22 protein-coding genes (1 of these 22 only partly in view) are annotated in these 26,040 nt (G+C 60.9%); 14 read left to right on the top strand and 8 right to left on the bottom strand.

What is annotated here, in order from left to right; genetic code table 11:
• From BSY240_RS17070 to BSY240_RS17045, 6 genes are all read left to right on the top strand, one after another.
• On the top strand, positions 1-93 hold the 3' end of the coding sequence (locus BSY240_RS17070; RefSeq protein WP_069043090.1) for an energy-coupling factor ABC transporter permease. Its footprint begins 591 nt before the window's first position; only the last 93 of its 684 coding nucleotides appear in the window; its start codon lies off the left edge, out of view; the stop codon is at positions 91-93.
• Between the two features lie 133 nt (positions 94-226).
• The gene (locus BSY240_RS17065; RefSeq protein ID WP_069043089.1) at positions 227-1,171 is read left to right on the top strand and encodes a phosphoribosylaminoimidazolesuccinocarboxamide synthase; all 945 of its coding nucleotides are present in this window, start codon (positions 227-229) and stop codon (positions 1,169-1,171) included.
• Between the two features lie 13 nt (positions 1,172-1,184).
• Positions 1,185-1,850: a TetR/AcrR family transcriptional regulator gene (locus BSY240_RS17060; RefSeq protein ID WP_083229653.1), complete on the top strand. Its 666-nt coding sequence runs from the start codon at positions 1,185-1,187 to the stop codon at positions 1,848-1,850.
• 143 nt (positions 1,851-1,993) lie between these two features.
• Positions 1,994-3,205: an efflux RND transporter periplasmic adaptor subunit gene (locus tag BSY240_RS17055; RefSeq protein WP_150127488.1), complete on the top strand. Its 1,212-nt coding sequence runs from the start codon at positions 1,994-1,996 to the stop codon at positions 3,203-3,205.
• A 41-nt stretch (positions 3,206-3,246) separates the two neighbouring features.
• A complete protein-coding gene (locus BSY240_RS17050) occupies positions 3,247-6,366 on the top strand; it encodes an efflux RND transporter permease subunit (RefSeq protein ID WP_069043088.1) in 3,120 nt (1,039 codons plus the stop codon).
• A 129-nt stretch (positions 6,367-6,495) separates the two neighbouring features.
• The gene (locus BSY240_RS17045; RefSeq protein WP_069043087.1) at positions 6,496-7,920 is read left to right on the top strand and encodes an efflux transporter outer membrane subunit; all 1,425 of its coding nucleotides are present in this window, start codon (positions 6,496-6,498) and stop codon (positions 7,918-7,920) included.
• A 65-nt stretch (positions 7,921-7,985) separates the two neighbouring features.
• On the opposite strand, the gene BSY240_RS17040 is transcribed toward BSY240_RS17045, so the two are convergent.
• Positions 7,986-8,765, bottom strand: coding sequence for a cupin domain-containing protein (locus tag BSY240_RS17040; RefSeq protein ID WP_069044023.1), 780 nt, complete (start codon positions 8,763-8,765; stop codon positions 7,986-7,988).
• Positions 8,766-8,949: 184 nt separating this feature from the next.
• Between BSY240_RS17040 and BSY240_RS17035 the strand changes: the two genes are divergently transcribed.
• Together BSY240_RS17035 and BSY240_RS17030 are read left to right on the top strand one after the other, a co-directional pair.
• The gene (locus BSY240_RS17035; RefSeq protein WP_054148629.1) at positions 8,950-10,230 is read left to right on the top strand and encodes a 4-aminobutyrate--2-oxoglutarate transaminase; all 1,281 of its coding nucleotides are present in this window, start codon (positions 8,950-8,952) and stop codon (positions 10,228-10,230) included.
• A 3-nt stretch (positions 10,231-10,233) separates the two neighbouring features.
• Positions 10,234-11,718, top strand: coding sequence for an NAD-dependent succinate-semialdehyde dehydrogenase (locus tag BSY240_RS17030; RefSeq protein WP_069043086.1), 1,485 nt, complete (start codon positions 10,234-10,236; stop codon positions 11,716-11,718).
• 33 nt (positions 11,719-11,751) lie between these two features.
• Here the strand turns inward: BSY240_RS17030 and BSY240_RS17025 are convergent, their stop codons facing one another.
• A complete protein-coding gene (locus BSY240_RS17025; protein ID WP_054148627.1) occupies positions 11,752-12,678 on the bottom strand; it encodes a hydrogen peroxide-inducible genes activator in 927 nt (308 codons plus the stop codon).
• A 100-nt stretch (positions 12,679-12,778) separates the two neighbouring features.
• On the opposite strand from BSY240_RS17025, the gene BSY240_RS17020 reads away from it, so the two are divergent.
• Positions 12,779-13,009: a YdcH family protein gene (locus tag BSY240_RS17020; protein WP_054148626.1), complete on the top strand. Its 231-nt coding sequence runs from the start codon at positions 12,779-12,781 to the stop codon at positions 13,007-13,009.
• A 153-nt stretch (positions 13,010-13,162) separates the two neighbouring features.
• Here the strand turns inward: BSY240_RS17020 and efp are convergent, their stop codons facing one another.
• Positions 13,163-13,732, bottom strand: coding sequence for an elongation factor P (efp, locus tag BSY240_RS17015; protein ID WP_054148625.1), 570 nt, complete (start codon positions 13,730-13,732; stop codon positions 13,163-13,165).
• 137 nt (positions 13,733-13,869) lie between these two features.
• Between efp and epmA the strand changes: the two genes are divergently transcribed.
• The 3 genes from epmA (at position 13,870) to BSY240_RS17000 (ending at position 17,782) form a co-directional block, all read left to right on the top strand.
• Positions 13,870-14,937 (top strand): EF-P lysine aminoacylase EpmA, encoded by a 1,068-nt coding sequence (gene epmA / locus BSY240_RS17010; protein WP_069044022.1) that lies wholly within the window; start codon positions 13,870-13,872, stop codon positions 14,935-14,937.
• Positions 14,927-15,970 carry a lysine-2,3-aminomutase-like protein gene (locus BSY240_RS17005; protein WP_442856017.1) on the top strand — a complete coding sequence of 348 codons (1,044 nt, stop codon included), beginning with the start codon at positions 14,927-14,929 and terminating at the stop codon, positions 15,968-15,970. The genes epmA and BSY240_RS17005 overlap by 11 nt, the downstream gene beginning before the upstream one ends.
• Before the next feature lie 117 nt (positions 15,971-16,087).
• Complete coding sequence (locus BSY240_RS17000; protein WP_083229652.1) at positions 16,088-17,782, top strand: hypothetical protein; 1,695 nt, start codon at positions 16,088-16,090, stop codon at positions 17,780-17,782.
• Positions 17,783-17,830: 48 nt separating this feature from the next.
• Here BSY240_RS17000 and BSY240_RS16995 read toward each other — a convergent pair whose 3' ends face one another.
• The 5 genes from BSY240_RS16995 to BSY240_RS16975 are packed head-to-tail and all read right to left on the bottom strand — an operon-like array spanning position 17,831 to position 23,594.
• Entirely contained in the window at positions 17,831-19,294 is a 1,464-nt protein-coding gene (locus BSY240_RS16995; protein ID WP_083229651.1) for an aspartate aminotransferase family protein, read from the bottom strand.
• A gap of 10 nt (positions 19,295-19,304) precedes the next feature.
• Positions 19,305-20,315 carry an NAD-dependent epimerase/dehydratase family protein gene (locus tag BSY240_RS16990; protein WP_069043084.1) on the bottom strand — a complete coding sequence of 337 codons (1,011 nt, stop codon included), beginning with the start codon at positions 20,313-20,315 and terminating at the stop codon, positions 19,305-19,307.
• Positions 20,316-20,369: 54 nt separating this feature from the next.
• Positions 20,370-20,792 (bottom strand): EamA family transporter, encoded by a 423-nt coding sequence (locus BSY240_RS16985; protein ID WP_054148622.1) that lies wholly within the window; start codon positions 20,790-20,792, stop codon positions 20,370-20,372.
• 34 nt (positions 20,793-20,826) lie between these two features.
• Positions 20,827-22,107, bottom strand: coding sequence for an FAD-binding protein (locus BSY240_RS16980; protein WP_442856016.1), 1,281 nt, complete (start codon positions 22,105-22,107; stop codon positions 20,827-20,829).
• Between the two features lie 47 nt (positions 22,108-22,154).
• A complete protein-coding gene (locus BSY240_RS16975; RefSeq protein ID WP_069043082.1) occupies positions 22,155-23,594 on the bottom strand; it encodes a UbiA family prenyltransferase in 1,440 nt (479 codons plus the stop codon).
• A gap of 362 nt (positions 23,595-23,956) precedes the next feature.
• Between BSY240_RS16975 and BSY240_RS16970 the strand changes: the two genes are divergently transcribed.
• Complete coding sequence (locus tag BSY240_RS16970; RefSeq protein ID WP_069043081.1) at positions 23,957-25,150, top strand: glycosyltransferase; 1,194 nt, start codon at positions 23,957-23,959, stop codon at positions 25,148-25,150.
• A complete protein-coding gene (locus BSY240_RS16965; RefSeq protein WP_069043080.1) occupies positions 25,147-26,010 on the top strand; it encodes a DUF6492 family protein in 864 nt (287 codons plus the stop codon). Before BSY240_RS16970 ends, BSY240_RS16965 begins: the two co-directional genes overlap by 4 nt.
• Positions 26,011-26,040 lie beyond the last annotated feature (30 nt).

Raw genomic sequence — 26,040 nt, 5'->3', positions numbered from 1 at the left:
GTCGACCTTGCCGTGCTCGCCGCCGCCAAGTCGCTTCGGCAGGCGACGGACAACGGCCTCTTCAACGGTCGCCTGCATCGCGCAGCCGTCTGACCACCTTTGACATAGAAAGCGCATGGGCAAGCCTCATGCGCTTTTTCTTTGAAACCGCCGCCTCTTTCGGGTACCGCGGGACAACGGGCACACCGTCAAACTTGCCACAGCCGACGAGACATCGAGGACATCCATGCGCATCCTTTCCGAAGCCCACTATCCGGAACTGCCGAACTACTATCGCGGCAAGGTGCGTGAGAACTACGACCTTCCAAACGGCAGCCGCATCATCATCTCGACCGATCGTCTGAGCGCCTTCGACAGGATCCTCACCTGCATTCCCTATAAGGGCCAGGTTCTGACCCAGACGGCACGCTACTGGTTCGAAAAGACCAGCGACATCTGCCCGAACCATGTCATCTCCTATCCCGACCCCAACGTGGTGATCGGAAAGCGCCTGGAGATCCTGCCGGTCGAGATCGTGGTCCGTGGCTACCTCGCCGGTACCACCGGGACATCGATCCTCACTCTTTATAAGAAGGGCGAGCGTGAGATGTACGGGATCAGCCTGCCAGACGGCATGCGCGACAACGAAAAGCTCCCGACCCCGATCATCACGCCGACCAGCAAGGAATTCGACGGTGGCCACGACGAACCGCTGACGCCCGACGAGATCGTCGAGAAGAAGCTTTTGACGGCCGAGCAGTGGGAAACGCTGTCAACCTATGCATTGGCACTGTTCGCCCGTGGCCAGAAGCTTGCCGCCGAGCGCGGCCTGATCCTCGTCGACACCAAATATGAATTCGGCACGGACGAAAACGGCACGATCATCCTCGCCGATGAAATCCACACCCCTGACAGCAGCCGCTACTGGATTGCCGACAGTTACCAGGCGAGCTTTGAAAAGGGAGAGCGCCCGCAGAGTTTCGACAAGGATTTCGTCCGCGCCTGGGTTGCCGAACGTTGCGATCCCTATGTCGATGCCATTCCGGAAATCCCGGCATCACTGGTCGAGGAGACATCGAAGGTCTATATTAGGGCATTCGAAGCGATCACGGGGCTGCCGTTCCAGCCTGATGACACAGGCGAAAGCCCCTTCGCCCGTATCCGCCAGAATCTGGCATCGTACTTCCCCTGAGAAAGGTGGCCCCATGGATCAGGACCCTCGCGCACGATCTGGCGCATGCTGCCCCGACAAGGGTGCCGGCGTTCCCGTGCGTCGTCCGCGCAGACCCGCTGAGGAGACGCGCGAAGAGATCCTGAACACCGCCGAGAAGCTTTTCCGGACCCATGGCTATGCCAGCGTCACGATTGCAGACATTGCGGCCGAACTGTCGATGTCGCCGGCCAATGTCTTCAAGCATTTTCGAACCAAGACGAGCCTTGTTGATGCGATTGCCACCCGCGCGATCGAGCAGACGCTCCATGCATTGAAGTCTCTGGCCAGCGACAAGCCCGCCCCCGAACGGCTTTACGCCCTCGCCCACCATCTCATGCAGGAGCACCTCTCCGAGCAGAAGGATGCACCCTTCGTGTTCGAGATGATCCTCGTGACGATCACAGAGGAACTCGATTGCGGCGATCGGTACCGCGAGATCGTCGTCGGCATGATCGCGGAAATCATCCATGCCGGCATTCGGGAAGGCGTCTACCATGCAGGCGACGTGCCGCGATTGGCAAACACATCCTTCGATGCACTGGCCTGCGTCATCCACCCTGTCATGACGGGAATGGAGAAGGCTGGCATAATGGCAACACGTTGTCGGGAAGTCGTCGCCCTGATCGATACTGCACTGCGGTCACCACTTGCAAAGTGACGATTGTTCATTTACGTCACTTCGACTGAAGAGAACCGCCTCCCTTGGATGCGCACTTTCTCGCCGTCTCGCCAGTGCCTGATTTCAGCGGCGCTGGTCCATGACTTGTAATGTTCTGTGACCTTTCTCAGTGGGATTCCTTGATGCGCCCAAGCTTCAGACTTGCCTCCGCCATTCTCGTTTGCACCGCCGTCCTGGCGGGTTGCTCCGATCAGGGAACGGCTGACAACGGCGGCGCCGCAGGGGCTGGCGGCGAACGGCCACCTGCAGCCGTGAGCGTTGTGGTGATGAAGAAGGAACTGCAACCGCTGACAAGTACCCTGCCGGGACGCGCAGCCGCCTTCCAGACCGCAGAAATCCGCCCACGCGTGAGCGGCATCATCAAGGAAATTGCCTTCAAGGAAGGCAGCGAAGTTCAGCCGGGCGATCTGCTCTACAAGATCGAAGACGACACGTACCGCGCCGCCCAGGCCCAGGCCCAGGCCAGTCTGCAGAAGGCTGAAGCCGGCGTGCCGACGGCCCAATCCAACCTTGCGCGTCAGGAACGGCTGGTCGGCAGCGGCGCCACCCAGGTGGAACTCGAAAACGCCCGTGTGACGCTTCTGCAGGCTGAGGCAGATGTCGCTCAGGCAAACGCAGCGCTGCGCTCCGCCGAGATCGAACTCGCTCTCACAGAAATTCGCGCCCCCTTCGAAGGCGTGACCACTGCGTCGCGCTACTCGGTCGGCAACGTCGTCACCGCAAACCAGACCGACAGCCTTATGACCCTGCGCCGTCTTGATCCGATCTACATCGACCTGACGGAATCGAGCGTCAATCTTCTTCGTCTGCGCGAGGCCATCACCGAGGGTCGCATCAACCGCAACGAAAACGGCGCATCCGAAATCCGGCTGACGCTTGAGGACGGCCACGAATACCCAGTTGTCGGAAAGCTCGACATGTCGGAAATGGCGGTCAGTCAGACGACCGGTACCTATTCGATCCGTGCTGTGTTTGACAATCCCGATGGCCTTATCCTGCCAGGCATGTACGTCCGCGCCACGGTGACCGTCGGCACGGAAGACGGCTTCCTGATCCCCCAGCGGGCAGCCACGCGCAGCGCCAATGGAGAGCTTTCGGCAAAATTCGTCACGGCAGAGAACACGGTCGAGACCCGGATCTTCGACGAAGCGCAGGTTTCCGGCAACAACTGGCTCGTGGCCAGCGGCATCAATGATGGCGACAAGCTCATCGTCGACGGCTTCCAATGGATTGGCGACGGCGCCCCCGTCCAGCCGGTCGCAGCACAGATTGATGAGAACGGGATCGTCCAGGAAACTGCGGCGCCGGCTGCCGCCCCTGCCGCACAACCCTGATTGTGCGGCAGACAAGGCAATCGAGGCGTAGAGGATAATCCATGGCCCAATATTTCATTCGACGCCCGATTTTCGCATGGGTGATCGCGATCATCATCATGCTCGGCGGCGCGCTCGCGATTTCGACGCTGTCGATTTCGCAGTACCCGGAAATTGCACCGACAACCGTGCAGATATCGGCAAGCTATAATGGCGCAAGCGCGGAGACGGTGGAGAAGTCAGTCACATCGATCATCGAAGACGGCATGACCGGCCTTGATGACCTGACGTATATGACGTCATCGTCGAGCACCGGCTCGGCCTCCGTATCGCTGACCTTCGGCAACTCGATCGATCCCGAAATTGCCCAGGTTCAGGTCCAGAACAAGCTGCAGCTCGTCCAGTCGCAACTGCCGGATATCGTCCAGTCGGCCGGCATCTCGGTAACGCGCTCGACCTCGAGCATCCTGCTCGTCGGCGCACTGGTGTCCACGGATGGCGCCCGCAGCAATGTCGAGCTTGGCGACATTTTCTCCTCGCAGATCGAGGATCAGATAAAGCGTCTGGAAGGCGTGGGAAGCCTTGAAGTGTTCGGTACCGGCTACGCCATGCGCGTCTGGCTAGACCCGTTCAAACTCAACAAGTTCCAGCTGACACCGACGGACGTAACCTCCGCCATCCAGGCGCAGAACACGCAGGTTTCCGTTGGTGCCCTCGGCAGCCAGCCGGCGCCGGCGGGTCAGCAGCTGACGGTCACCGTGACCGCTCAAAGCCAGCTGCAGTCCGTATCCGACTTCGAATCCATCATCCTGAAGACCGAGACAGACGGCGCCACCGTGCGACTGAGCGATGTCGCGCGCATCGAGGTCGGCCAGGAAAGCTACGCCACCAAGACCCGCTCCAACCGCAATCCGGCGACCGGCTTCGCCATCAATCTGGCGACCGGTGCCAATGCACTGGATACGGCAGAACGCGTGAAGTCGCAGCTTGCAACAATCGCACCATCGCTGCCGGAAAACGTGGTGATCACCTACCCCTACGACACCACGCCCTTCGTGCAGCTGTCGATCGAAAAGGTCGTTCACACCCTGCTCGAAGCCATTGTGTTGGTCTTCGTGGTCCTGCTCGTCTTCCTTCAGAACCTGCGCGCCACCATCATTCCTATGATTGCGGTGCCCGTCGTTCTTCTCGGTACCTTCGGCATCCTCGCGTTGACGGGCTACTCGATCAACACGCTGACCATGTTCGCCATGGTTCTGGCGATCGGTCTGCTTGTCGATGACGCGATCGTCGTGGTTGAAAACGTCGAGCGCATCATGTCCGAGGAAGGACTGTCTCCGCTCGAGGCAACCCAGAAGTCCATGGGCGAGATCACCGGCGCAATCGTCGGCATCGCCCTCGTCCTGACGGCCGTCTTCATTCCGATGGCCTTCTTCGGCGGCTCGACCGGCATCATATACCGCCAGTTCTCCGTGACCATCGTCTCGGCGATGCTGCTTTCTGCTGTCGTTGCTCTTGTTCTAACCCCGGCGCTCTGCGCGACGATGTTGAAGCCGGTCGACCACCACAAGCCGAAGGGCGGTCTTGGTGGCTGGTTCAACCGTAACTTCGATCGCGCGACCGGCGGTTATGTCTCGTCGATCGGCTATCTTCTCAAGCGTCCGCTTCGGGTCATGCTGATGTTCGCGATCGTGATCGCTGGCATGAGCTGGTTCTTCCTGCGCCTGCCTTCCTCCTTCCTCCCGGAAGAGGATCAGGGCGTGCTGATGACGATCGTCCAGCTGCCGAACGGCGCAACTGTCACGCGCACCGAAGAGATCATCAAGAAGATCGAGGACTACTATCTCGATAAGGAAAAGGACGCGATCCAAGACGTCTTCTCCGTCTCCGGCTTCTCCTTTGTCGGTGCCGGCCAGAACTACGCGCTGGTCTTTGCCAAGCTTAAGGACTTCGAACTGCGCGAAGACCCACAGCTTGCCGCGCCTGCCGTCGTACAGCGCGCCATGGGCTATTTCTTCACGCTTCGTGACGCTATGGTCTTCCCACTGGCGCCGCCTGCGATCCCCGGTCTCGGCACGTCGAGTGGCTTCTCCATGTATCTGGTCGACAGCGGCAATAGAGGCACCGAAGCACTGACGGCCGCATCTCAGCAATTGATGCAGGTGGGCAGCTCCAATCCGAACGTGAGCTCGCTGCGCTCGAACAACCCGCCGGCTGAAACCCAGTTGAAGCTTCTGCTAGACCAGGAAAAAATGGGCGCCATGGGCCTCGACATCGCAGCCGTCAACAGCATGCTGTCGACCATCTTTGCGGGCCGTGACGTCAACGACTTCACCCTGAACGGCGAACTGAAGCCTGTCTATGTTCAGGGCGACGCGCCTTACCGCATGCAGGAAACCGCGATCAACGACTGGCATGCCCGGAATGCCAACGGCGAGATGGTTCCCTTCTCGTCCTTCATCAGGACGCAGTGGATCAGCGGCGCACCGACGCTCAGCAGATTTAACGGCGTCGGCGCCATCTCGATGGAAGGTGCAGCAGGCGGCGGCGTGAGCTCCGGCACGGCCATGGAGACGATGGAACAGCTGACCGCCGATCTGGGTGGTGGTTATACCGTAGCCTGGCAGGGCATCTCCTACCAGGAGCGCCTGTCCGGTTCGCAGGCCCCCATGCTCTACGCGCTCTCGGTTCTGATCGTCTTCCTCTGCCTGGCAGCCCTCTATGAAAGCTGGTCGATACCGTTCTCCGTCATCATGGCGGTGCCGGTGGGTGTCCTGGGAGCGGTCGCGGCGGCCTATGTCTTCGGCCAGTCCAACGACGTCTATTTCAAGGTCGGACTGCTCACGACAATTGGTCTAGCGGCAAAGAACGCGATTCTGATCGTGGAGTTCGCGAAGGATCGCCAGGCTACCGGAATCAGTGTCATTGATGCAACACTCGAAGCTGCAAAGCTCCGGTTGCGCCCCATCATCATGACCTCGCTCGCCTTCATTCTGGGTGTGGTGCCGCTGGCGATCGCGACCGGTGCGGGCTCTGCAGCACAGAATTCGATTGGTATTGGCGTCCTAGGCGGCATGTTTACGGCTACGGCGCTAGGAATCTTCTTCGTACCGTCGTTTTTCGTCATCATCCGGCAGATTTTCGGCGGTGCAAAACCGAAGGAAGCGCTGTCGTCGTCGTGATTGACAAACTATGTTAACCAACTAATGCGTAGGCTGCTGCGGTAGCCTGCGTGTGTAAGTCGGTCGTTGGCTCGAGGTCATGATAAACCTCGTCGTGGCAAGACCGGGGGACTTTTACAGGAACACGTGATGCTCAAGATTCGTGCCGCCGCACCACTCGCAATGCTCCTCCTTTCCGGCTGTGTCGTCGGTCCGAACCATGAGGCGCCGCAGACCGCCCTCCCCGTCAAGTTCTCCGAAGGCAGCGCCCGCGCGTCGGCCGACGTGACATTGGCTCCCTGGTGGACCGCCTTCAACGACCGCCGTCTGAACGGCTTGGTTGAAACCGGCCTCGCCCAGAACCTTGATGTACTGCAGGCGATCGAGCGGATTACCTCTGCGGAAGCCAGCTTCGAAGCGGCAGACTCGGCAGCGTTTCCCCAGCTGAACGTATCTACCGATCATCAGGTATCGAAGACGAACGGCAGCGGCGCGCTGAGAACCCGTGATAGCGACACCACGAACACGACGAGCGGCACGCTCGGCGTTTCCTGGCTGATTGATCTCTTCGGCCAGTACCGCCGTTCCAAGGAAAGCGCGAAGGCAACCCTCGATGCGGCCTATGCCGGCGCCGATGTGGCCCGCCTGACCTTCTTGTCCAGTGTCGTCTCGGCCTATGTCGATGCACGCTACTACCAGGAACGGATCGCGATCGCCCGCAAGAACCTGTCCTCGCGTCGTGAAACACTGGAGCTGACACGCCTGCAGCTCGAGGCCGGAGCAGCTTCACGCCTCGACGTCGTCCAGTCTGAAGGTCTCGTCAATTCGACGCTCGCGGAAATTCCGGGCCTTGAGATCTCCTTCCGCCAGTCGGTCCACCGCATTTCACTGCTGCTCGGCCTGCCCGCAACAAGCCTGCTTGCCGACCTCCAGAAGGGTGCAGCCCAGCCTTACGCTCGTCGTGGCGTGAACGCGGGCGTTCCCGCGGACCTGATCCGCAACCGCCCGGACATCCGCGCAGCCGAGCGCAATCTCGCAGCAGCAACCGCCGAAATCGGCGTTGCGGAAGCAGCCCTCTATCCGTCGATCACCCTCAGCGGCTCGATTTCGCCGACACTGGTCGCCACATCGGCAGCGAGCGGTAGCGCGACATCATGGGGCTTCGGTCCGAGCCTGAACCTGCCGATCTTCGATGCCGGCGTACGCCGCGCCAACATCAAGGCACGTGAAGCGGCGGCCCGCGAAGCTTATCTCGCCTGGAAGCAGACGGTCTTGAGCGCCGTCTCCGAAGTCGAGAACGCGCTTGTTGCCGTGAGCCGTACCCGTCAGACGGTCTCGGCCCTGACGGCTACCGTGCGCTCCTACGAGGAAGCCCTGTCGCTTGCTACCGCAAGCTACCGTGACGGCGCCTCCTCGCTGCTCGACGTCCTCGATGCACAGCGCAACGTCGCCAGCGCTCAGGCCAACCTCGCCCAGGCTGTTCAGCAGTTGGCAAATGGTTATGTCCAGCTGAACGTTGCGATCGGCGGCGGCTATGCGTGGGACGGATCGAAGACGGTCGTCGCCAGCAGGTAAGCACCTCCGGCAAACACATCAGAGCCCGGCACTGGAAACGGTTGCCGGGTTTTCTTTGCCTCACCTCAGAAGGTCGCAGGCGTATTGATCCAGATGAGGACCGTCTCACCGCTGGAAATGTTCCGCCAGGAATGTGGCCTGCGGCTTTCGAAATAGAAGCTGTCGCCGGCATGCAGTTCGAAGAACTGGTCGCCGTCGAGGATAATCTCGAGGCTTCCGGACAGCATGTGGATGAACTCTTCTCCCTCGTGCTGATAGGCGCCCTCGCTCGACGCCCCGGGGGCAAGCTGGAAGCGGTTGCACTCCATCATGTTGCGACCCTCGGCCAGAACCTGGACGGCCACACCGGAGGAGGTGGTTGGCCATGACGACCACTTGCCATCGCGGATCAGGCTTTCGCCGCCCCTGCCCTCCTCCTGGCCGCTGAGCGACGCGAGTGTCGTGCCGAGATGCCGGGCAACCTCATGCAGGGCGGTAAACGACAGTCCTTGCGAGGTCCGCTCGAATGTCGAGAGCTGCGATACCGACACCCCCGTCGCCTGGGCGACGTATTCGAGCGTCTTGCCCGCCTCTCGCCGCAGACGCCGCATTCGCGTGCCTGCGCGGATATCGGAAGTATCATCCTCAGTTTCGACGCTCTCCTCGTCGGCATCAGACGAAAATTCCCGCAGCGTCTCGCGGATCGCCGCCGGATTAAGGCCCTTCTCCGTCCGCAGCCAGGCGATCCGCTTCAGCCGATCCACCAACACCCGATCATAGACGCGCTGGCCGGTCGGTGTCCGGATCGGCTGGATCAGGTCCTGGCTTTCCCAGAGGCGAAGCGTCGACGGCGACACGCCCGCCATGCGCGCTGCCTCCGCAATCTTGAACCGGATATCGTCCACGCTGCCCTCATCAAATGTCGCAGTCTTGCGTGATAATGCCGATAAGGCATATTGCAAGTCTACAGAAAAAATGTAGGAAATATAGCACCGCGCGATTGCAGCCATCTGCAACGCCGCTGGCAACCCTTCGCACAGGACGAAAACGATGAAGAACGCCGAAATCTCAGCTCGCAAGAATGATGCCATTTCCCGCGGCGTCGGCATGACCACGCAGATCTATGCCGACAAGGCTGAGAACTCGGAGATCTGGGATGTCGAGGGCCGACGCTACATCGATTTCGCCGGTGGCATCGCCGTTCTCAACACCGGCCATCGCCATCCGAAGGTCGTCGAAGCCGTGAAGAACCAGCTCGACCGCTTCACCCACACCTGCCATCAGGTCGTGCCTTACGAAAACTACGTCGCGCTTGCCGAGCGTCTCAACAAGATCGTGCCGGGCAATTTCGAGAAGAAGACGATCTTCGCGACAACCGGCGCCGAAGCCGTAGAAAACGCCATCAAGATCGCCCGTTGCGCCACCGGCCGCTCGGCTGTTATCGCGTTTACCGGCGGCTTCCACGGCCGCACCTTCCTCGGCATGGCGCTCACCGGCAAGGTCGTGCCCTACAAGGTCGGCTTCGGCCCGATGATGGGCGACGTCTTCCACGTGCCCTTCCCGCTCGAAATGCACGGCATCGACGTCGAGACCTCGCTCGACGTGCTCGACAAGCTGTTCAAGGCCGATGTCGACCCGAAGCGCGTCGCAGCCATCATCCTAGAACCCGTCCAGGGCGAAGGCGGCTTCTATGACGTTCCGCGCGCTCTGATGAAGGCCCTGCGCGAACTCTGCGACGAACACGGCATTCTCCTCGTCGCCGACGAAGTCCAGACCGGCTTTGCCCGCACCGGCAAGATGTTTGCCATGGAGCACTACGATGCCGTTCCGGACCTCACGACCATGGCCAAGAGCCTTGCCGGCGGCTTCCCGCTGTCGGCCGTAACCGGCCGCGCCGAACTGATGGATGCCCCCGGCCCCGGCGGCCTCGGCGGCACCTATGCCGGCAACCCGTTGGCGATCGCAGCTGCTCATGCCGTTCTTGACGTGATCGAAGAGGAAAACCTCTGCGACCGCGCCAACCAGCTCGGCAACCGCCTGAAGCAGCGCCTCGAAAGCCTGCGGTCGGACATTCCCCAGATCATGGACATCCGCGGCCTTGGTTTCATGAACGCCGTTGAATTCAAGATCCCGGGAACCGACAAGCCGAATGCGGATTTCACCAATGCGGTGCGTCTGAAGGCGCTGGAGAAGGGCCTGATCCTTCTGACATGCGGCGTCTACAGCAACGTGATCCGCTTCCTCGCCCCGATTACCATTCAGGACGAGGTCTTCAATGAGGCACTCGATCTGATCGAAGCCTCGATCCGCGAAGTTGCAGCAGGAGCCTGACGCATGACCATCTCGAACATTCTGACGGACAAACTCAAGGACCCGACGCTGGCGACCGACAAGTCACTGGTCGGCAATGAGTGGCTGGCCGCCAGCCAGTCGGGCAAGACTTTCGAAGTGACCAATCCGGCCACCGGCGACGTGATCGCCGTGCTCCCGGATCTGAGCAAGGCAGACGTCGAGAAGGCGATAGATGCGGCCTATACAGCCCAGAAAGCCTGGGCCAAGAAGACCGGCAAGGAGCGTGCGGCCATTCTGCGCAAGCTCAACGATCTGATGGTCGCCCATGCCGACGACCTGGCCACGATCCTGACGATGGAAATGGGCAAGCCCTGGCCGGAGGCCCGCGGCGAAATCCTCTACGGCGCATCTTACGTCGAGTGGTTCGCCGAGGAAGCCAAGCGTGTCTATGGCGACACGATCCCGGGGCACCAGGCTGACAAGCGGATCATGGTCATCAAGCAGCCCGTCGGCGTCGTCGGAGCCATCACGCCGTGGAACTTCCCGAACGCCATGCTCGCCCGCAAGGTGGCACCGGCGCTTGCCGTCGGCTGCGCGATGGTATCGAAGCCGGCCGCCCAGACCCCGCTCTCGGCACTGGCTCTTGCCGTTCTCGCCGAGCGCGCCGGTCTGCCTGCCGGTCTCTTTTCGGTCCTGACCTCCACCGATGCGGCGATGGTCGGCGAGGAAATGTGCGCCAATGACAAGGTCCGCAAGCTCACCTTCACCGGTTCGACAAATGTCGGTCGCATCCTGATGCGTCAGGGGGCCGATCAGATCATGAAGCTCGGCCTGGAGCTTGGTGGCAACGCGCCCTTCATCGTCTTCGACGATGCCGATCTCGATGCCGCCGTCGAAGGCGCCATGATCTCGAAATACCGCAATGCCGGCCAGACCTGTGTCTGCGCCAACCGCCTCTATGTCCAGGCGGGCATCTATGACGCCTTCGCCACGAAGCTGGCCGAGAAGGTCGGCCAGTTGAAGGTCGGCGATGGCTTCGCTGATGGCGTTACCACCGGACCGCTTATCGACGCCAAGGCGGTCGAGAAGGTCAAGGAGCATGTGGCGGATGCCGTGTCCAAGGGTGCCCAGGTTGCCCTCGGCGGCAAGCCGTCTGCGGCCGGCGAGCTATTCTTCGAACCGACGATCCTGACCGGCGTCACCACCGCGATGAAGGTCGCAACCGAAGAGACCTTCGGGCCGGTTGCGCCGCTCTTCAAGTTCGAGACGGAAGAAGAGGTGATTGAGCTGGCCAACGCCACCGAATTCGGTCTTGCTTCCTACTTCTACTCGAAGGACATCGCCAAGGTGTTCCGCGTCGCGGAAGCGCTCGAATATGGCATGGTCGGCGTCAACACGGGCCTCATCTCCACAGAAGTAGCGCCCTTCGGTGGCATCAAGCAGTCGGGCCTCGGCCGCGAAGGCTCGAAATACGGCGTGGATGACTATACCGAGATCAAGTATATCTGCCTCGGCGGCATCGCCTGAACCATCTGAAATCCCCGGCACTGCCGGGGATTTTCATTTGACGTCCCCGGACCGGAATATCCGTTCAGCCACCGTCCTGCCGAGACCGGCCAGGGCCTCGAAGTGACCGCCCCGCGCTGATGACCGTCGCCAGAAGAAGCCGATGTCGCGAATCCCCTGCCAGTCTTCGATCGTCAGAAGCTTGATCCCATCCTCCTTGCCGAACTCGGAGCGGACATAGAGTTCGGGAAACAGGGACAGTCCCATTTCGATGGAGACCATCTGACGGATAGCATCGAGACTCGATCCTTCATACTCTTCGGCGAGAATGGCACCGGACATGTCCGCTAAGCGCCGTACCTCGTCCATCAGTCGGTGCCCCGGTCCGAGCGTTAGCAGCTTCTCGCCCTTGAGTTCCTGCGAGGTAATTGTATCGAATGCGGCCAGCCGATGGGCCTTGGGCACGCCAAGCAGGATGCGCTCCCGGCATATCTGGAACGCCACCAGGCCTTCTTCGTTGGAAGGCAGCGGTCCGAGCCCGCATTCCGTCTCGCCCTGCAACACGGCCCTCTCCAACTGGCGGGGCCTGTCTTCCCGGATATAGACCTTGAGCTCCGGATACGTCTGGTGAAGCGGCGGCAGAAGATAGGGCATGAAATAGGGCCCGAAGGACGGCGCCACACCCAGCCGGATAGCTCCTCCCAGATTGGCCTTTGATCCCATGGCAAGCGCCCTGATCTCATCAAGCCCATTGAGAATGACCTTCGCCGCCGCAATGATCTCGGCGCCAACAGGCGTCGGCATCACCTGGCCGGGCATCCGGTCGATGAGTGTCACTCCAAGCTGTTTTTCAAGCAGCGAAACCTGCACGGAAAGCGTCGGCTGGGAGACGTTGCACCTCTTGGCCGCCTCGCCGAAATGCCCGGTTTCGCCAAGCATGACCAGATATTCCAACTGCCGATGACTGGGGCGAAATGGCATGTCGACCTCGATAGATAGAATCTATCGAAATCATACAATCAATCAATTGGAACAATCAACTCGGAAGACTCATATTGTCGACGTACGAAAGGAGATCGCCATGAAGCAACTGCTCAAAGCCCTCAGAGCCCGCCATTCGATCGTCGCCGCCAAGATTGACGAGGAACAGCGCCGTCCGCAGCCTGATGGCATCAGGGTCCGCGCCTTGAAGAAGATCAAGCTGCACTTGAAGGAGCAGATCATGTTGCTCGAGCGGGGCGATGCCATGAAGGCAAACGCCGCCCGCCCCAAGGCATCGAACTTCGGCAGTCCCATTCTCGCCGGACGCTGATCACGCGGGCGCTCCGTGATGGCGCAAGCGTGACCGGTGAGAACGGCCGGCGGGGCACCCTGCGCCCCGCCGGCATTAGGGGAAATGACGAGCAAATAAAAAAGCCCGGCGTGATCCACGCCGGGCTTTTCGGTATCGGTCGAGCTACAGCTCTTAGTTCTTGGCGCGCTCGACGTAGGAATTGTCTTCGGTCGCGATGACGACGCGGATGCCGGCGTCGACATGCGGCGGAACCATGGTCCGGATGCCGTTCGACAGGATCGCCGGCTTGTAAGACGACGAAGCCGTCTGGCCCTTGACGACCGGTTCCGTCTCGACGATCTCGAGCGTTACGTGGCGCGGCAGCTGGATGGCAAGCGCGACGCCTTCGTGCATAGACAGGATGCATACCATGCCTTCCTGCAGATAGGCCTTCTGGTCGCCCATGGTTTCGACGTCAACGACAACCTGGTCGTAGTTCTCAGGGTTCATGAAGTGGAAGCCTTCGCCGTCCTCGTAGAGGAACTGGTGATTGACGTCTTCAACGAACGCGCGCTCGACCTGCTCGGTCGTGCGCCAGCGCTCGGAAACCTTCACGCCGTCAACGATGCGGCGCATGTTGACCTGAGTGACAGGCGTGCCCTTGCCCGGGTGGAAGTTTTCAGCCGTCAGGACGACGTAGAGCTTGCCGTCGACGTCGATCACGTTGCCCTTGCGCACCGACGAGGCGATAATCTTGACCATTGGAATTCCTTGTATCTGCGTAAGACCCGTCGTAAAGGACGGCCGTCCCGACTGACCTCTTTGAATTTCTCGGGCGCAACTAACCCAAATCCGGTAAAATAGCCAGCCCGTGTTGAGAAATGGACCGAGATTCCGGCATGACTGACAGCCGCCAATCATCCCCTTCTTGGTGGCGCAGGTCCGTACATGCGGACCGCCGTCCCTTCCTGATGGGCCGAAACCGGATCCAGGCGGCTTTTCGCGCGCATTTCGCCGAGCATGACTTCGTCGAGGTTGATACCGCGACCCTGCAGGTCTCTCCAGGCAACGAGGCCCATCTGCACGCCTTCCGGACAGATGCCATCGGCCACGATGGAACGGCAGCGCCGCTTTACCTGCACACCTCTCCGGAATTCGCCTGCAAGAAGCTGCTCGCCGCCGGCGAGACCCGTATCGCCTGCTTCGCGCATGTCTATCGAAACCGCGAGCGCGGACCGCTGCACCACCCGGAATTCACCATGCTGGAATGGTATCGGGTCGGCGAGGGATACGAGCAACTTATGCGCGACTGCGTCGATCTGATCGCCTTGGCCGCACGCACGGTCGGAACGCGGCAATTCGCATTCGCCGGCAAGATCGTCGACCCATTCGCGGAGCCCGAGCGGATCTCTGTCGCAGACGCTTTCGCGCAGCACGCCGGCATCGATCTATTGGCCACGATCGCAACGGATGGCACGACGGATCGCAATGCACTGGCCGGTCAACTCGCGGACGCTGGCATTCGCACGGCAGATGACGACACTTGGGCCGACCTGTTCAGCCGGGTCATCGTCGAAAAGGTGGAACCCAAACTCGGCAACGGCCGCGTGACCATCCTGGATCGTTACCCGGTGGCAGAAGCAGCGCTTGCGCGCCCGTGCCCCGACGATCCCCGTGTCGCGGAACGTTTCGAGGTCTATGCCTGTGGCGTTGAACTCGCCAATGCCTTCGGCGAGCTGACGGACCCTGCCGAACAGCGCCGGCGCTTCGAAGCTGAAATGGCCGAGAAGAACCGCGTCTATGGCGAGACCTATCCACTCGATGAGGACTTCCTCGAAGCCCTCGCAGACATGCCGGACGCATCGGGCATCGCGCTCGGCTTTGACCGTCTGGTGATGCTGGCGACAGGCGCGCTGAGGATCGACCAGGTTATCTGGGCGCCGGTGGCGGAGACGCATTTTGGCTGAGACGACCCTGCGCTCCGTGGCCGACCTCGTGGCACAAGGGCTCATCCGTGAGGAGGAGACCACGATGCTCGACGCCGTGGCGGAGCGTTACGCGATAGCGCTCACTCCCACGGTACGAGCCCTCATCGACCCGACAGATCCGCACGATCCCATAGCCGCCCAGTATATTCCCTCGCCTGCCGAGCTGATCGATCATCCGGCAGAGCGCCTCGATCCGATCGGCGACCATCCGCATTCCCCTGTCGAGGGTATCGTTCACCGCTATCCTGACCGGGTTCTCCTGAAGCTCGTGCATGTCTGTCCGGTCTATTGCCGCTTCTGCTTCCGCCGCGAAATGGTCGGCCCGCAGGGCGACGGCAACCTTGCGGGTGAGCGCCTGAAAAACGCGCTCGACTATATCGCGGCAAATACGGGCATCTGGGAGGTCATCCTGACGGGCGGCGATCCACTGATCCTGTCTCCACGACGCCTGCGGGAAGTGTCCGAGCGTCTGGCTGCCATGGATCACGTGAGGGTCCTGCGGATCCATACCCGCGTCCCGGCCGTCGATCCCGAGCGCATTACGACCGAGATGGTCGAGGCGCTGACGCTGAGCGGCAAAAGCGTGATCCTTGCGCTGCACGCCAACCATCCCCGTGAACTGACGCCGGAGGTGCGCGCGGCTTGTCGGCGGCTGATCGCCGGCGGCGTCCAGTTGGTCAGCCAGAGCGTGCTCCTCAAGGGTGTGAATGATGACGCCGAGACACTGACATCGCTGATGCGGGCATTCGTCGAGACCGGCATCAAGCCCTACTATCTGCATCACCCCGACATGGCGCCGGGCACCGGCCACTTCCGCCTATCCATCGCCGAAGGGCAGGCTCTCATGCGGGAGCTTCGCACGCGGATATCAGGCGTTTGCATCCCCCACTACATCCTCGACCTGCCCGGCGGGCACGGCAAGGTGGCACTCGGTGAGGACGCGGTCCGCGATCTCGGTGATGGGCGGTACGCTGTGCGCGACCGCAAAGGGCAGGAACATCTCTACCCCTGAGCGACCGCGCCAGCCGACAGACCATGCACGATGATCGGCACCGTTTCCGGCCTGTTAAGCTTTCATGCACACCATGACCCGATTTGTGGCAGAGCATTGACGGACGGGACAATAACGGTGGTGGATATTTCGGCTTCGAAGACGCGTGATCGAAAAACGCTGTCTTATCTTCTATTGTCTCCGATCGCTTGGCTCTGGCTGACGGTAGCCGCGCTTTTCGTCCTGCTCACACTCCCGCTGGCGGTGCCAATCGGCCCGATGTACTGGGACACTTATATCTATCTGGATGCCGCACAGCGCATCCGAATGGGCCAGATCCCAAGCATCGACTTTTCCACGCCTGTGGGCGCGCTGGGTTACTACCTTTTTACCTGGGGGCTCGACCTCTTCCCGCGGGCGCAGCCGCTTCTTTTGGTCCAATGGTCACAGCTCGCGGTCACCGCACCGCTGATGACGCTGGTGCTGATCGACGCAGACAGGAAAAGCCGCGCCACGGCCTTCCTCCTGCTGATCCCTTTTCTCGTCTTTGCCGCCTTCCCGGCCAATGCCCAGTTCTTCCATTCCTATCCGGGGCTTGATGGCTTCGGCATTTACAACCGGCAGACCTCGCTTCTTCTCTATGTCTTGACCGCAGGCCTCGTTTTCATGCGCGGCGGCCCGCGCTTTGCGCTCTTCTGCGCCCTGGTCATGCTGGCCCTGTTTCTCACCAAGATCACAGGCTTCCTCGTCGGTGGCCTGGTCGGCCTCGGCGCCGTGCTCGCCGGCCGGATTTCACTTGGCAATCTCGTACTTGCCGCGGCCGCCTTTCTGCTTCCACTCGTGATCATCGAACTCGGCACCGGCATGATCTCGGCCTACATCCGGGATATCCTAGACCTGATCGCCATGAACCAGGATGCCTTGCTGCCGCGGTTCCTGACCGTCGCCTCGGGCAAGCTCGACGTCTTGATGCCGGCCGGTCTGCTTCTGCTGGTGATGATCTGGGCGGATCTCAACTATGCATCCGAGCCGAGACGGTTCTTCGACCGATCCTACTGGTGGTTCGGCATCTCCCTGCTCGGCGGAACGATCCTTGAGACCCAGAACACGGGCAGCCAGGAATTCATCTTCATCTGGCCGGTTCTGCTGATGGCCTATGACCGACTGCCGCAAGTGGTCGACCGGACGAAGGTCACCTTCCTCGTGCTGGCCGCCTTCTGCACCGTCCCGACACTCAGCAAGGTCGCACACAAGACGCTGCGATCGGTCGCGGTCGCTCCGACCTATGTCCAGCCCGACGTTCCTCTCCTGCGCAACATGCAGCAGGTGTCGATGCGGCCGGATGTACTGGAGCGGGCAGTCATGCTGGAGAACCATTACGCCACCCAGGGAGCGGCATACATTGACCTGGCAAACCAGGGCCAACTGCCGAGCTGGCAACTCTACAGCGAGCTCGATTATCAGACCTACTGGGTCATTTCCGCAGACATCCTGGTCAAGGCGCTGCTGCAGTTCGAGACCGACAACCAGATCCGTCTGGAAAGTCTGATGACGCTCGATTTCGTCAATCCGTTTCCTTGGATCCTCGACCGCGACGCGACCCGCAAGATCCAGATCGGGGCAGACCCATTCCGAACTGTGAGACAGGTGTCAGCCGACGCACTGGAAGCGGTTCGAGCAACCGACGGGGTGCTTCGCCCGAAATGCCCTGTCACGACCGGGCGGCGGATGCTTGAGGAACGTTATGCGGCAGCGCTCGGCGGACGCCAGGTGGTCGCTCTCGACCCTTGCTGGGATCTCCTGCTACGTCCGGGCATGTTGAAGCCCCAATAAAAAGGCCGGGCTCAGGGCCCGGCCGGTAGGCTTTCATGGTCGTGGGGTTCACTTCACCTGAGCGGTGACGAAATCCTTCACGATCCGGATAATCCCGCGCGACATCACCTCGTCCAGCGCCGCGATGAACTGGTCGACATGTTCCCGCTCGCAGATAAGCGGCGGCTCGAGGCGGATGACGTTGCGGTTATACTCGGTGAAGGCCACCAGCACGCCATGATCGCGCAGGAGATGGCTGCCGATGAAGCCCGGCAGCGAGCCCTTGAGCTTGTCGTCGAGCATCGCGATGACCGGACGCAGCACCAGCGGCATGGTCTGCGAGAAGTCGTGGAATTCGAGGCCGACCATCATCCCCTGGCCACGGACTTCCTTGATCAGGCTCGGGTAACGCGCCTGCAGGATCCGGAGCTGGTCGAGCAGGTAATCGCCGACCTCTGCGGTGCGATCGATCAGGCCCTCGTCATAGAGAACGTTGAGGGCTTCGATTGAGGTGATGCAGGCTTCGCCGATGCCGCCAAAGGTCGCCATGGCGTGGATCATCGCCGTCTTAGGCGTACCATATGCCTTCATGTAGACCTCGCGTCGCGCGATCATTGCCGCCATCGCGGTCTTGCCCCCGCCGAGTGACTTGGCGAGCGCGGTCACGTCAGGGACGACACCGTAATGCTCGAATGCGTAGAACTTGCCGGTACGGCCGAGACCGCACTGGACCTCGTCGGCAACCCAGAGAACGCCATACTGGTCGCAGAGCTGGCGCAGCTTCTGCCAGAAGGCCGCATCCGCCTGAATGATGCCCCCACCGCCCTGGACGGTTTCGAGCACGATGACACCAATTTCCGGATCGCTGCGGAAGGCGTTCTCGATCGCTTCGATATCGCCGAACGGCACGCGAACCGTATTGTCGACCAGCTTGAACTGGCCGCGATAAAGCGAACCGTCGGTGATCGACAGGACGCCCTTTGTCTTTCCGTGGAAGGAATTCTCGGCATAGACGACCTTCGGCTTCTGCGGGCCGGCAGCCCGCTCGGCCACCTTGATCGCAGCTTCCATGGCTTCCGAACCGGACGAGCCAAGAAAGACCATGTCGAGATCACCGGGCGAGCAAGCCGCCAGATTGTGCGCAAGCGCCGTCGCATATTGCGACATGAAAGCGATCGCGATCTCGTGGCGCTTCTCGTCCTGGAAGGTCTTGCGCGCCTCGATGATGCGCGGATGATTATGGCCGAAGGCAAGCGACCCGAAGCCGCCGAAGAAGTCGAGGATCTTCCGGCCGTTCTGGTCGTAGTAATACATGCCCTCGGCACGCTCGACCTTGATCTTGTGGAAGCCGAGCAGCTTCATGAAATGCAGCTGGCCGGGATTGAGGTGCTGCGTGAAGAGGTCGGTCATCTGCGGAAGGTCAAGCGCCTTGGCCTGATCGACCGACAGAAGGTTCGGCTTTTCGGTTTTCGCGCGGGGCGCCTTCACCGCATCGAGGGTCGGCTGTTCGTTCAATCTGACTGCAGTATTCATCACTGTCTCCTCACGCAGCCTTTGATGCTGCGGCATGGGGTTCAACACGACCTTCGAGCGATTTCCGGTATTCGCTATAGGCGGCGATCAGCATGTCCTCGTCACGATACTGCGGCACCCAGCCGAGTTCGCGTTCGCCCTTGGACACGTCGAGGATGCACATCTCGTCGGCGATCAGATATTGCTCCGGGTCCATCAGCGGCATGTTGATGAGATCGAGGAAATCGAGCGTGCGCTTGACTGCCCAGGCGGGCGTCGGCACCAGGATCGACTTCGAGCCCGCATGCTTGACCAGATCGCCAAGCAGCTTCTTCACCGGCGGCGGGTTGAGCGAACCGAGATTGTAGACCTCGTTCGGTACGCCGGCCTTGTAGGCGGCATGGGCGGCCGAGGCGCAATCGAACACCGAGATGAACTGGTAGGGGTTCTTGCCCGAACCGATCATCGGCACCGGCAGGTTGTTGTCTATCAGCTTGAAGAGCTTGGCGAGAATGCCGAGACGGCCCGGGCCGATGATCAGGCGCGGGCGAAACAGGCTGATATTCATGCCGCGCTTGCGCCAGTCCGCCGCCAGTTCCTCGGTCTTCAGCTTGGAAAGCCCGTATTCGCCGAGCGGCTTGCACGGATGATCCTCCGTCTGCGGCCAGCTATAGGTATGGCCATAGACCATGTCGGTGGTGAAGTGCACCAGCGACTTGGCGCCGGCGGCATCCATCGCCTTGATGATGTTTTCGGTGCCATAAAAATTGACCGGGAAGAAGAAGTCGTGCCGCTTGGCGCGGACCTGGATCGGCGACAGCATCTTGGCGGACAAGTTGTAGACCATGTCGTCGGCGCCGATGCCGAGCTTGCGGATCGAATCCGGATCCGTGACATCCGTCGGGACAAAGCGCGCATCACGGTAATGCGGCAGGTCGCTCTTCACGATATCGGCAACGACAACCTCGCGGCCGTCGGCAAGCAGTCTGGGTGCCAGGTAGCGTCCGACGAACCCGTCTCCACCGAAGATGATGTGTCTCATGTTCTAAACCCCGTTTTCTTCTTGGTTTTTTGTCGTGTCAGATTGGTTTGATGCTCAGGTCTCGACCGCTTTCGCAATCGAGCTGTCTTCCGCTGTTTTGGTGCTGCTACTGCCGCTTTGGGCAATCAGGACGGTGCCGATGCAGATGAAGGCGATGCCGGCAATCTTGAGCGTGCCAAGCTCCTCCTTGAACAGAAGCCAGGCGCAGAGAGCGACGGCGACATAGGCAAGGCTGAGGAAGGGATAGGCGAAGGAAAGGTCTACCTTCGAGAGCACGTAGAGATGCGAAGCCATCGACACCACGAACATGGCAAGGCCGAAGAAGACCCAGGGATTGAACAGGATCTGGAAGATCCGCTGGATCATCGTATCCGCCGAAAAGCTGATCGGACCCAGCGTGATCATGCCGTATTTCAGCATCAGCTGTGCGGCTGCATTGGTCATCACCGTGAACAGGATGAAGGGGATGTATTTCATGATGTCCTCTCGTCGGATGGTCTGTCCGGTCTCGTCATGAGTGCGATGGATTCAGTACAGCGCGTTGCCAGAAGTTCGATGAGAACCCCGGATCGCGCCACGTCTCGAGTTCCGACCAGCTAGGAAAGCCGGCCTTGAAGGTGGCCGGGCTCATCCGCTGGTCCTTGTAGGGATTGACGCGACCGCCGGCCTTGATCGTGAGGCGATCGAGTGTCTCAAGAAGCGCAAGGGTTGGCGCGCCGCGGTTGGGAAAATCCATGGTCAGGGTGTAGCCCGGTCGCGGGAAAGACAGGAGGCCGGGAGAACCGATATCGCCGAAACGCTTCAACACCGTCAGGAAGGAGGCGTGAGCAGCATCCCGACTCGCCTGGAGCAGCAGCGGGATCGTCTGCCGTGCGGCTTCGAACGGAATGACGCTCTGGTGCTGGAAAAGGCCACGCGGACCGTAGAGCCTGTTCCAGTGACGGACGCCATCGAGCGGATAAAAGAAGCTTCCGTAGCTCGCCCGGTGCACGCCGTGTTTGCGGCTCTTCGCCGTGAAATAGGCTGCGTTGAAAGCCGAAAGGCTGAGGCGGTTGAGGGCCGAGAAAGGGAGATCGAAGGGAACAGCCAAACGGCTGGCCCGCGTCGCGACCTCCCGCTTGCCATTGTCGGAATGATTGCCGGTGATCAGCACGCCGCGTCCTGCGGAACGACCCGCCGCCAGCTGGTCGACCCAGGCCACCGCATATTCGTTGATCCGGTCGGCCTCTTCGGCCCGATCGAAGTAGTCGCCAAGATTGGCGAAGGCGACGACCTCTTCGTCAATATCCAGCGAAGACACGCGCATCAGCTTGAGCCGTGCGCGGGTGATGATCCCGGTCAGTCCCATGCCGCCGATCGTCGCGGCAAACAGAGCTGCATTGCTCGTCGCCGAACAGTGATGGGTTTCGCCATCGGAACGCAGAAGTTCGAAGCTTGCCACATGGCAGCCGAAAGTGCCGCGCAGATGGTGGTTCTTGCCGTGGACATCGTTGGCAATGGCCCCGCCGAGCGTCACATGGCGTGTTCCTGGCGTCACCGGCAGGAAGAAGCCATGCGGTGCCACCAGAGCGATGATGTCTTCCAGCGTTACGCCAGCGGCGGCGTCGAGGAGACCGCTTTCGGGGTCGAGCGACATATCGGCAGAGGGGGCACGCATCGGCACCAGCGCGCCGCCGTCATTGTGGCAGCTGTCCCCATAGGACCGACCATTGCCGAACGGCAGAAGCGACAAACCAGCGCCTTCAGCCGGGGCCCGCAGTCTTGCGAGGGCGTCGGCCACCGGTAGCGCCATGCGCTGCCGCCGATCAACCCGTCCGAAGCTGTCGAAAGCGCCCAGCATCACACCATCCCGGCGACGATGAGGAGTGCCGCACCGATCGCAATAAAGATCTGGCTGCGCCAGTCCGAGGCGATGAAGACGACCGGATCTTCGTTCATTTCCCGGCGATGGGCGAGAACCCAGACGCGCATGTTGATATAGAGCACGATCGGCACCAGCGGCCAGATCAGCCAGGGCTCGGAATAGAGGTTCCCGACGACGTCGCTGTTGATGTAGAGCGCCAGAACAAGGACGGCGGTGAAACCGGAAGACACGCCGCTCTGACCGACGATGCCGATATCCTCCGGCCGATATCCGCGGCCGGCGATCCGTGACTGCTCCGGGGCTCCGGAATGCTGCAATTCGACATAGCGCTTCAGGAATGCGAGCGAGAGGAAGAAGAACAACGCAAAGGCCATCAGCCAGAAGGACATTGGGATGTCCGCCGCCAGCTTGCCGCCGAGGAGGCGCAGAGTGTACAGTCCGGCCAGGCAAATGACGTCGAGCAGCAGCATCCGCTTGATCGCCAGCGAATAAGCCGTGGTGGTAACGATATAAACAGCGATAATCGCGGCAAACATCGGCGGCAGAAAGAAGCAGATCGCCGCAGCAATCGCCAGAAGAGCCGCAGAACACATGAGGCCAAAGGGGATGGACAGCGCACCGCTGGCAAAGGGCCGATGCCGTTTGCGCGGGTGGACGCGATCGAGCGGCAGATCGATGATGTCGTTGATGATGTAGATCGCCGAGGCCGACGCCGAAAACGCGATAAAGGCCAGCGTCGCCGAAAACATCGTTTCGGCAATCAGGAAATCATGGGCCAGCACCGGCGGAGCGAACACCAGAAGGTTTTTCAGCCACTGATGCACCCGCAACATCTTGAGATATGTCTTGAAATGGGTGCGGGGCGCGTCGAAACGCATGGTGTCATGCGCCTGCTGGAAGCGCGAGGCCGCCCGGTCGGGCGCAACGACGACGGCGTTGCGGGCGCGGTCGAAGATCGCAAGGTCAGCGCGATCATTGCCCGCATAGTCGAACCCGTATTCTCCGTATTCGTCGACCAGCGCCGAGGCTTTCGCCTTGCTGGCGAGATTGATCCCGTCGCGTGTGGCAAATACCTTGGAGAATATGCCGAGATGGGCGGCAACCGCCTGCGCCAGGGGCTCCGCCGCTGCGGTCGCGAGAACGATGGTGCGGCCTGAAGCGCGTTCCGCCCTGAGATAGTCGAGGAAGTCCTGACGATATGGCAGCCGCGATGGGTCGAGCGTGACCCGTCGAGCCAGCTCAAGTTTGAGGCGCGCCTTGCCAGCCAGCGCCCAGATCGGAAGCAGAAAGACGATGAGCGGGTTGGTCTTGAGGGCGAGAAAGATCGTCTCCCAAAGAAGATCCGTCGCAATCAGCGTTCCATCCAGATCGACCGCAAGCGGCAGATCCCGGCTCTCTTGTAATCTGGCGTCCATTCTCGCTGCACTCCCAGAACGCAATACCAATCAAAGATGCATGGCAGCAGGACCAACCCGGCATCCAAACAACTGAAACAAGGGAAGCAATGCGCCGTGCTTCCGATCACTTGATGCGCCTTTACCTCGCAAGGCTGGCCACCCGTGACATGTCTGAACAACTTACGCGATCGAGAGGGACGTCTGCCTTCAATAGGCAAAGCCCCGTCACGAACCTGTGAAACGTTAGGTGTCGAGGCATGAATTCGGAGTTAATGGGGTACTGAAGTGGCCAGGTTTAAAGGAATGTTCACGCCCCTAACTGAGAATAAGGTTTAAGAATTGCATCTCGAAAAAGTATCGTGTCTCGCATAGGTGGCGATTTGTCCTTGCATCTGGTCTTCGTCACGTCGCTCGTTGCACAAGCCAATCCTTCAACAGGTTATGAACTTGCCAATGCAGCCCTGCTGGAAGGCTTGGCACGGGCAGGCGTGCGCACCACGGTCATCGGCTGCGCCTGGCCAGGACAGGCCGTCGCTCCGGATGCGGAGGCCGCTCTGGGCGAGGTGGAAGTGCGAACCGAAAAGGCTGGCCCCTGGCTCAAGATCAAATGGCTACTCATGTCCCTTGCGACGGGACTGCCGATGTCGAGCGCCAAGCTGCGTGTGATACGAAAAGAGGCTGTGCGAAGCGCAATCACGGCCGCTGGCCCGTTCGACGGCTATGTCTTGAACGGCGTCGCCCTCGCGGGAGCCTTTCCGGATCTGTTCACCGACAAGCCATCGATCTTTGTCGCTCACAATGTCGAGCATCGCTCGTCGGCCGAGAACGCCCGCAATGCCGGCTCCTTGATCAAGCGCATTCTGTTCGCCCGTGATGCGCGACTTCTGAAGACACTTGAGCCCAGGCTCAGGGACCGGTCGACCAGCGTCGTGACCTTCGCTGCCGAGGACGCGGTGGATCTCGGCGTTCCGCCGGACCGCTCCGTATTCCTCCCCTTAAGTATTCAGAGATCGACGCGGCTCCCGGAGACGAGAAAACTGGCGCATGATCTTGCCCTCTTGGGCACCTGGACATGGCATCCCAATCGGATCGGGCTGGAATGGTTCTTAAACGAGGTGACGCCCAGGCTGCTCGACGATGTGCGCATCAGGGTCGCTGGCAGCACCCCGGCCGATCTTGCTTCTGCCTGGCCCGATGTCGACTTCGTCGGAAGGGTGGAACGCGCGACAGATTTCGTCGCTGAAAGCGCCGTGATCCCGCTGATCAGTCGGGCCGGCACGGGCGTGCAGTTGAAGACGATTGAAACCTTCTCGCTCGGCCTGCCAAGCGTGGCGACGACAAGCTCGGTCCGCGGCATTGCGGCGATCCCCGACAATTGCACCATTGCTGACGATCCCGAAAGTTTCGCTGCAGCGCTCAACGACAAGATCCGTCGGGCGCGGGCGGGCAACCTTCAGCGGCTCGATGGCCGGGTCTTTGCCGAAACACAGGCCCAGCTGATGGATGCCGGCATCAGGCAGATGCTCGACATGCTGACCGGGGCCACATCAGGCGCAAAGGAAGCTCTGTCATGAAGACAGCCATTGTCACCGCGAGCTATCACGCGGACTTCGAACGGTTCCGTTTGCTCTGCGAGACGCTGGACACGCATGTCACGGGATACACGAAACATTATGTGCTCGTCGAAGACCGCGATGTTCCGCTGTTCCGGCCACTGCAATCGCCGCGCAGGGTGATCATCGGAGAGAAGGACCTCTTGCCATCCTGGCTGAAGGTCTTTCCCGATCCGCTGACCATGGGCCGACGTCGCATCTGGCTATCGTTCAAGACTAAGCCGCTTCGCGGTTGGCATGTTCAGCAGTTTCGCCGGATAGCCATCGCCGACCTGGTCGAGGACGATGCGTTTCTCTATCTGGATTCCGATGTCGCATTCCTTCGGCCCTATGATTGCAGCCAGCTCTGGCGCGACGAAGCGCTGCGCCTGCTGGTCAGGCCCGGCGCCTTGACGGCAGACTCCATGGACGAACATCGACGCTGGTCCGCCAATGCCGGGAAGTTGTTCGGTCTGCCCGAAACGCAGCGCTCCACGAGCGACTATGTCGGCACGATGATCGCCTGGAAACGAAGCAGCATCAGGGACATGTGTGCGCGGATCGAGAGCGTCACGGGCGAGCACTGGATCGCGGCGATGGGCAAGCAGCGCTGTTTTTCGGAATGCATGATGTATGGCCGCTTCGTGGATGACGTCGAGCACGGCGCGGGTCATTTCCACGACCAGACGGAGCTTTGCAAGGTCTTCTGGCTGGCTCCACCGCCCACGGAGGACGAATTCCGTGCCTTCGTGGCGGACATGGCACCTGAACAGGTGGCGCTCGGCATGCAGTCATTCCTGGGTCTTGAACCCGCAGAAATCCGACGCATCCTCGGCCTTTGACCACGATTGGTGAGCTTCGTGGCGAGAACC

Source organism: Agrobacterium sp. RAC06, assembly GCF_001713475.1.
Taxonomy (GTDB): Bacteria; Pseudomonadota; Alphaproteobacteria; order Rhizobiales; family Rhizobiaceae; genus Allorhizobium.
The sequence above is the reverse complement of the archived record's forward strand: the minus strand, read 5'-3'. Positions and strand labels throughout refer to the sequence as shown.

Bases quoted from the DNA above. Each gene is read 5' to 3' on its own strand.
- BSY240_RS17065 (WP_069043089.1), top strand. From the start codon at position 227: ATGCGCATCCTTTCCGAAGCCCACTATCCGGAACTGCCGAACTACTAT.
- BSY240_RS17060 (WP_083229653.1), top strand. From the start codon at position 1,185: ATGGATCAGGACCCTCGCGCACGATCTGGCGCATGCTGCCCCGACAAG.
- BSY240_RS17055 (WP_150127488.1), top strand. From the start codon at position 1,994: ATGCGCCCAAGCTTCAGACTTGCCTCCGCCATTCTCGTTTGCACCGCC.
- BSY240_RS17050 (WP_069043088.1), top strand. From the start codon at position 3,247: ATGGCCCAATATTTCATTCGACGCCCGATTTTCGCATGGGTGATCGCG.
- BSY240_RS17045 (WP_069043087.1), top strand. From the start codon at position 6,496: ATGCTCAAGATTCGTGCCGCCGCACCACTCGCAATGCTCCTCCTTTCC.
- BSY240_RS17040 (WP_069044023.1), bottom strand. From the start codon at position 8,765: ATGGCGGGCGTGTCGCCGTCGACGCTTCGCCTCTGGGAAAGCCAGGAC.
- BSY240_RS17035 (WP_054148629.1), top strand. From the start codon at position 8,950: ATGAAGAACGCCGAAATCTCAGCTCGCAAGAATGATGCCATTTCCCGC.
- BSY240_RS17030 (WP_069043086.1), top strand. From the start codon at position 10,234: ATGACCATCTCGAACATTCTGACGGACAAACTCAAGGACCCGACGCTG.
- BSY240_RS17025 (WP_054148627.1), bottom strand. From the start codon at position 12,678: ATGCCATTTCGCCCCAGTCATCGGCAGTTGGAATATCTGGTCATGCTT.
- BSY240_RS17020 (WP_054148626.1), top strand. From the start codon at position 12,779: ATGAAGCAACTGCTCAAAGCCCTCAGAGCCCGCCATTCGATCGTCGCC.
- efp (WP_054148625.1), bottom strand. From the start codon at position 13,732: ATGGTCAAGATTATCGCCTCGTCGGTGCGCAAGGGCAACGTGATCGAC.
- epmA (WP_069044022.1), top strand. From the start codon at position 13,870: ATGACTGACAGCCGCCAATCATCCCCTTCTTGGTGGCGCAGGTCCGTA.
- BSY240_RS16995 (WP_083229651.1), bottom strand. From the start codon at position 19,294: ATGAATACTGCAGTCAGATTGAACGAACAGCCGACCCTCGATGCGGTG.
- BSY240_RS16990 (WP_069043084.1), bottom strand. From the start codon at position 20,315: ATGAGACACATCATCTTCGGTGGAGACGGGTTCGTCGGACGCTACCTG.
- BSY240_RS16985 (WP_054148622.1), bottom strand. From the start codon at position 20,792: ATGAAATACATCCCCTTCATCCTGTTCACGGTGATGACCAATGCAGCC.
- BSY240_RS16980 (WP_442856016.1), bottom strand. From the start codon at position 22,107: ATGGCGCTACCGGTGGCCGACGCCCTCGCAAGACTGCGGGCCCCGGCT.
- BSY240_RS16975 (WP_069043082.1), bottom strand. From the start codon at position 23,594: ATGGACGCCAGATTACAAGAGAGCCGGGATCTGCCGCTTGCGGTCGAT.
- BSY240_RS16965 (WP_069043080.1), top strand. From the start codon at position 25,147: ATGAAGACAGCCATTGTCACCGCGAGCTATCACGCGGACTTCGAACGG.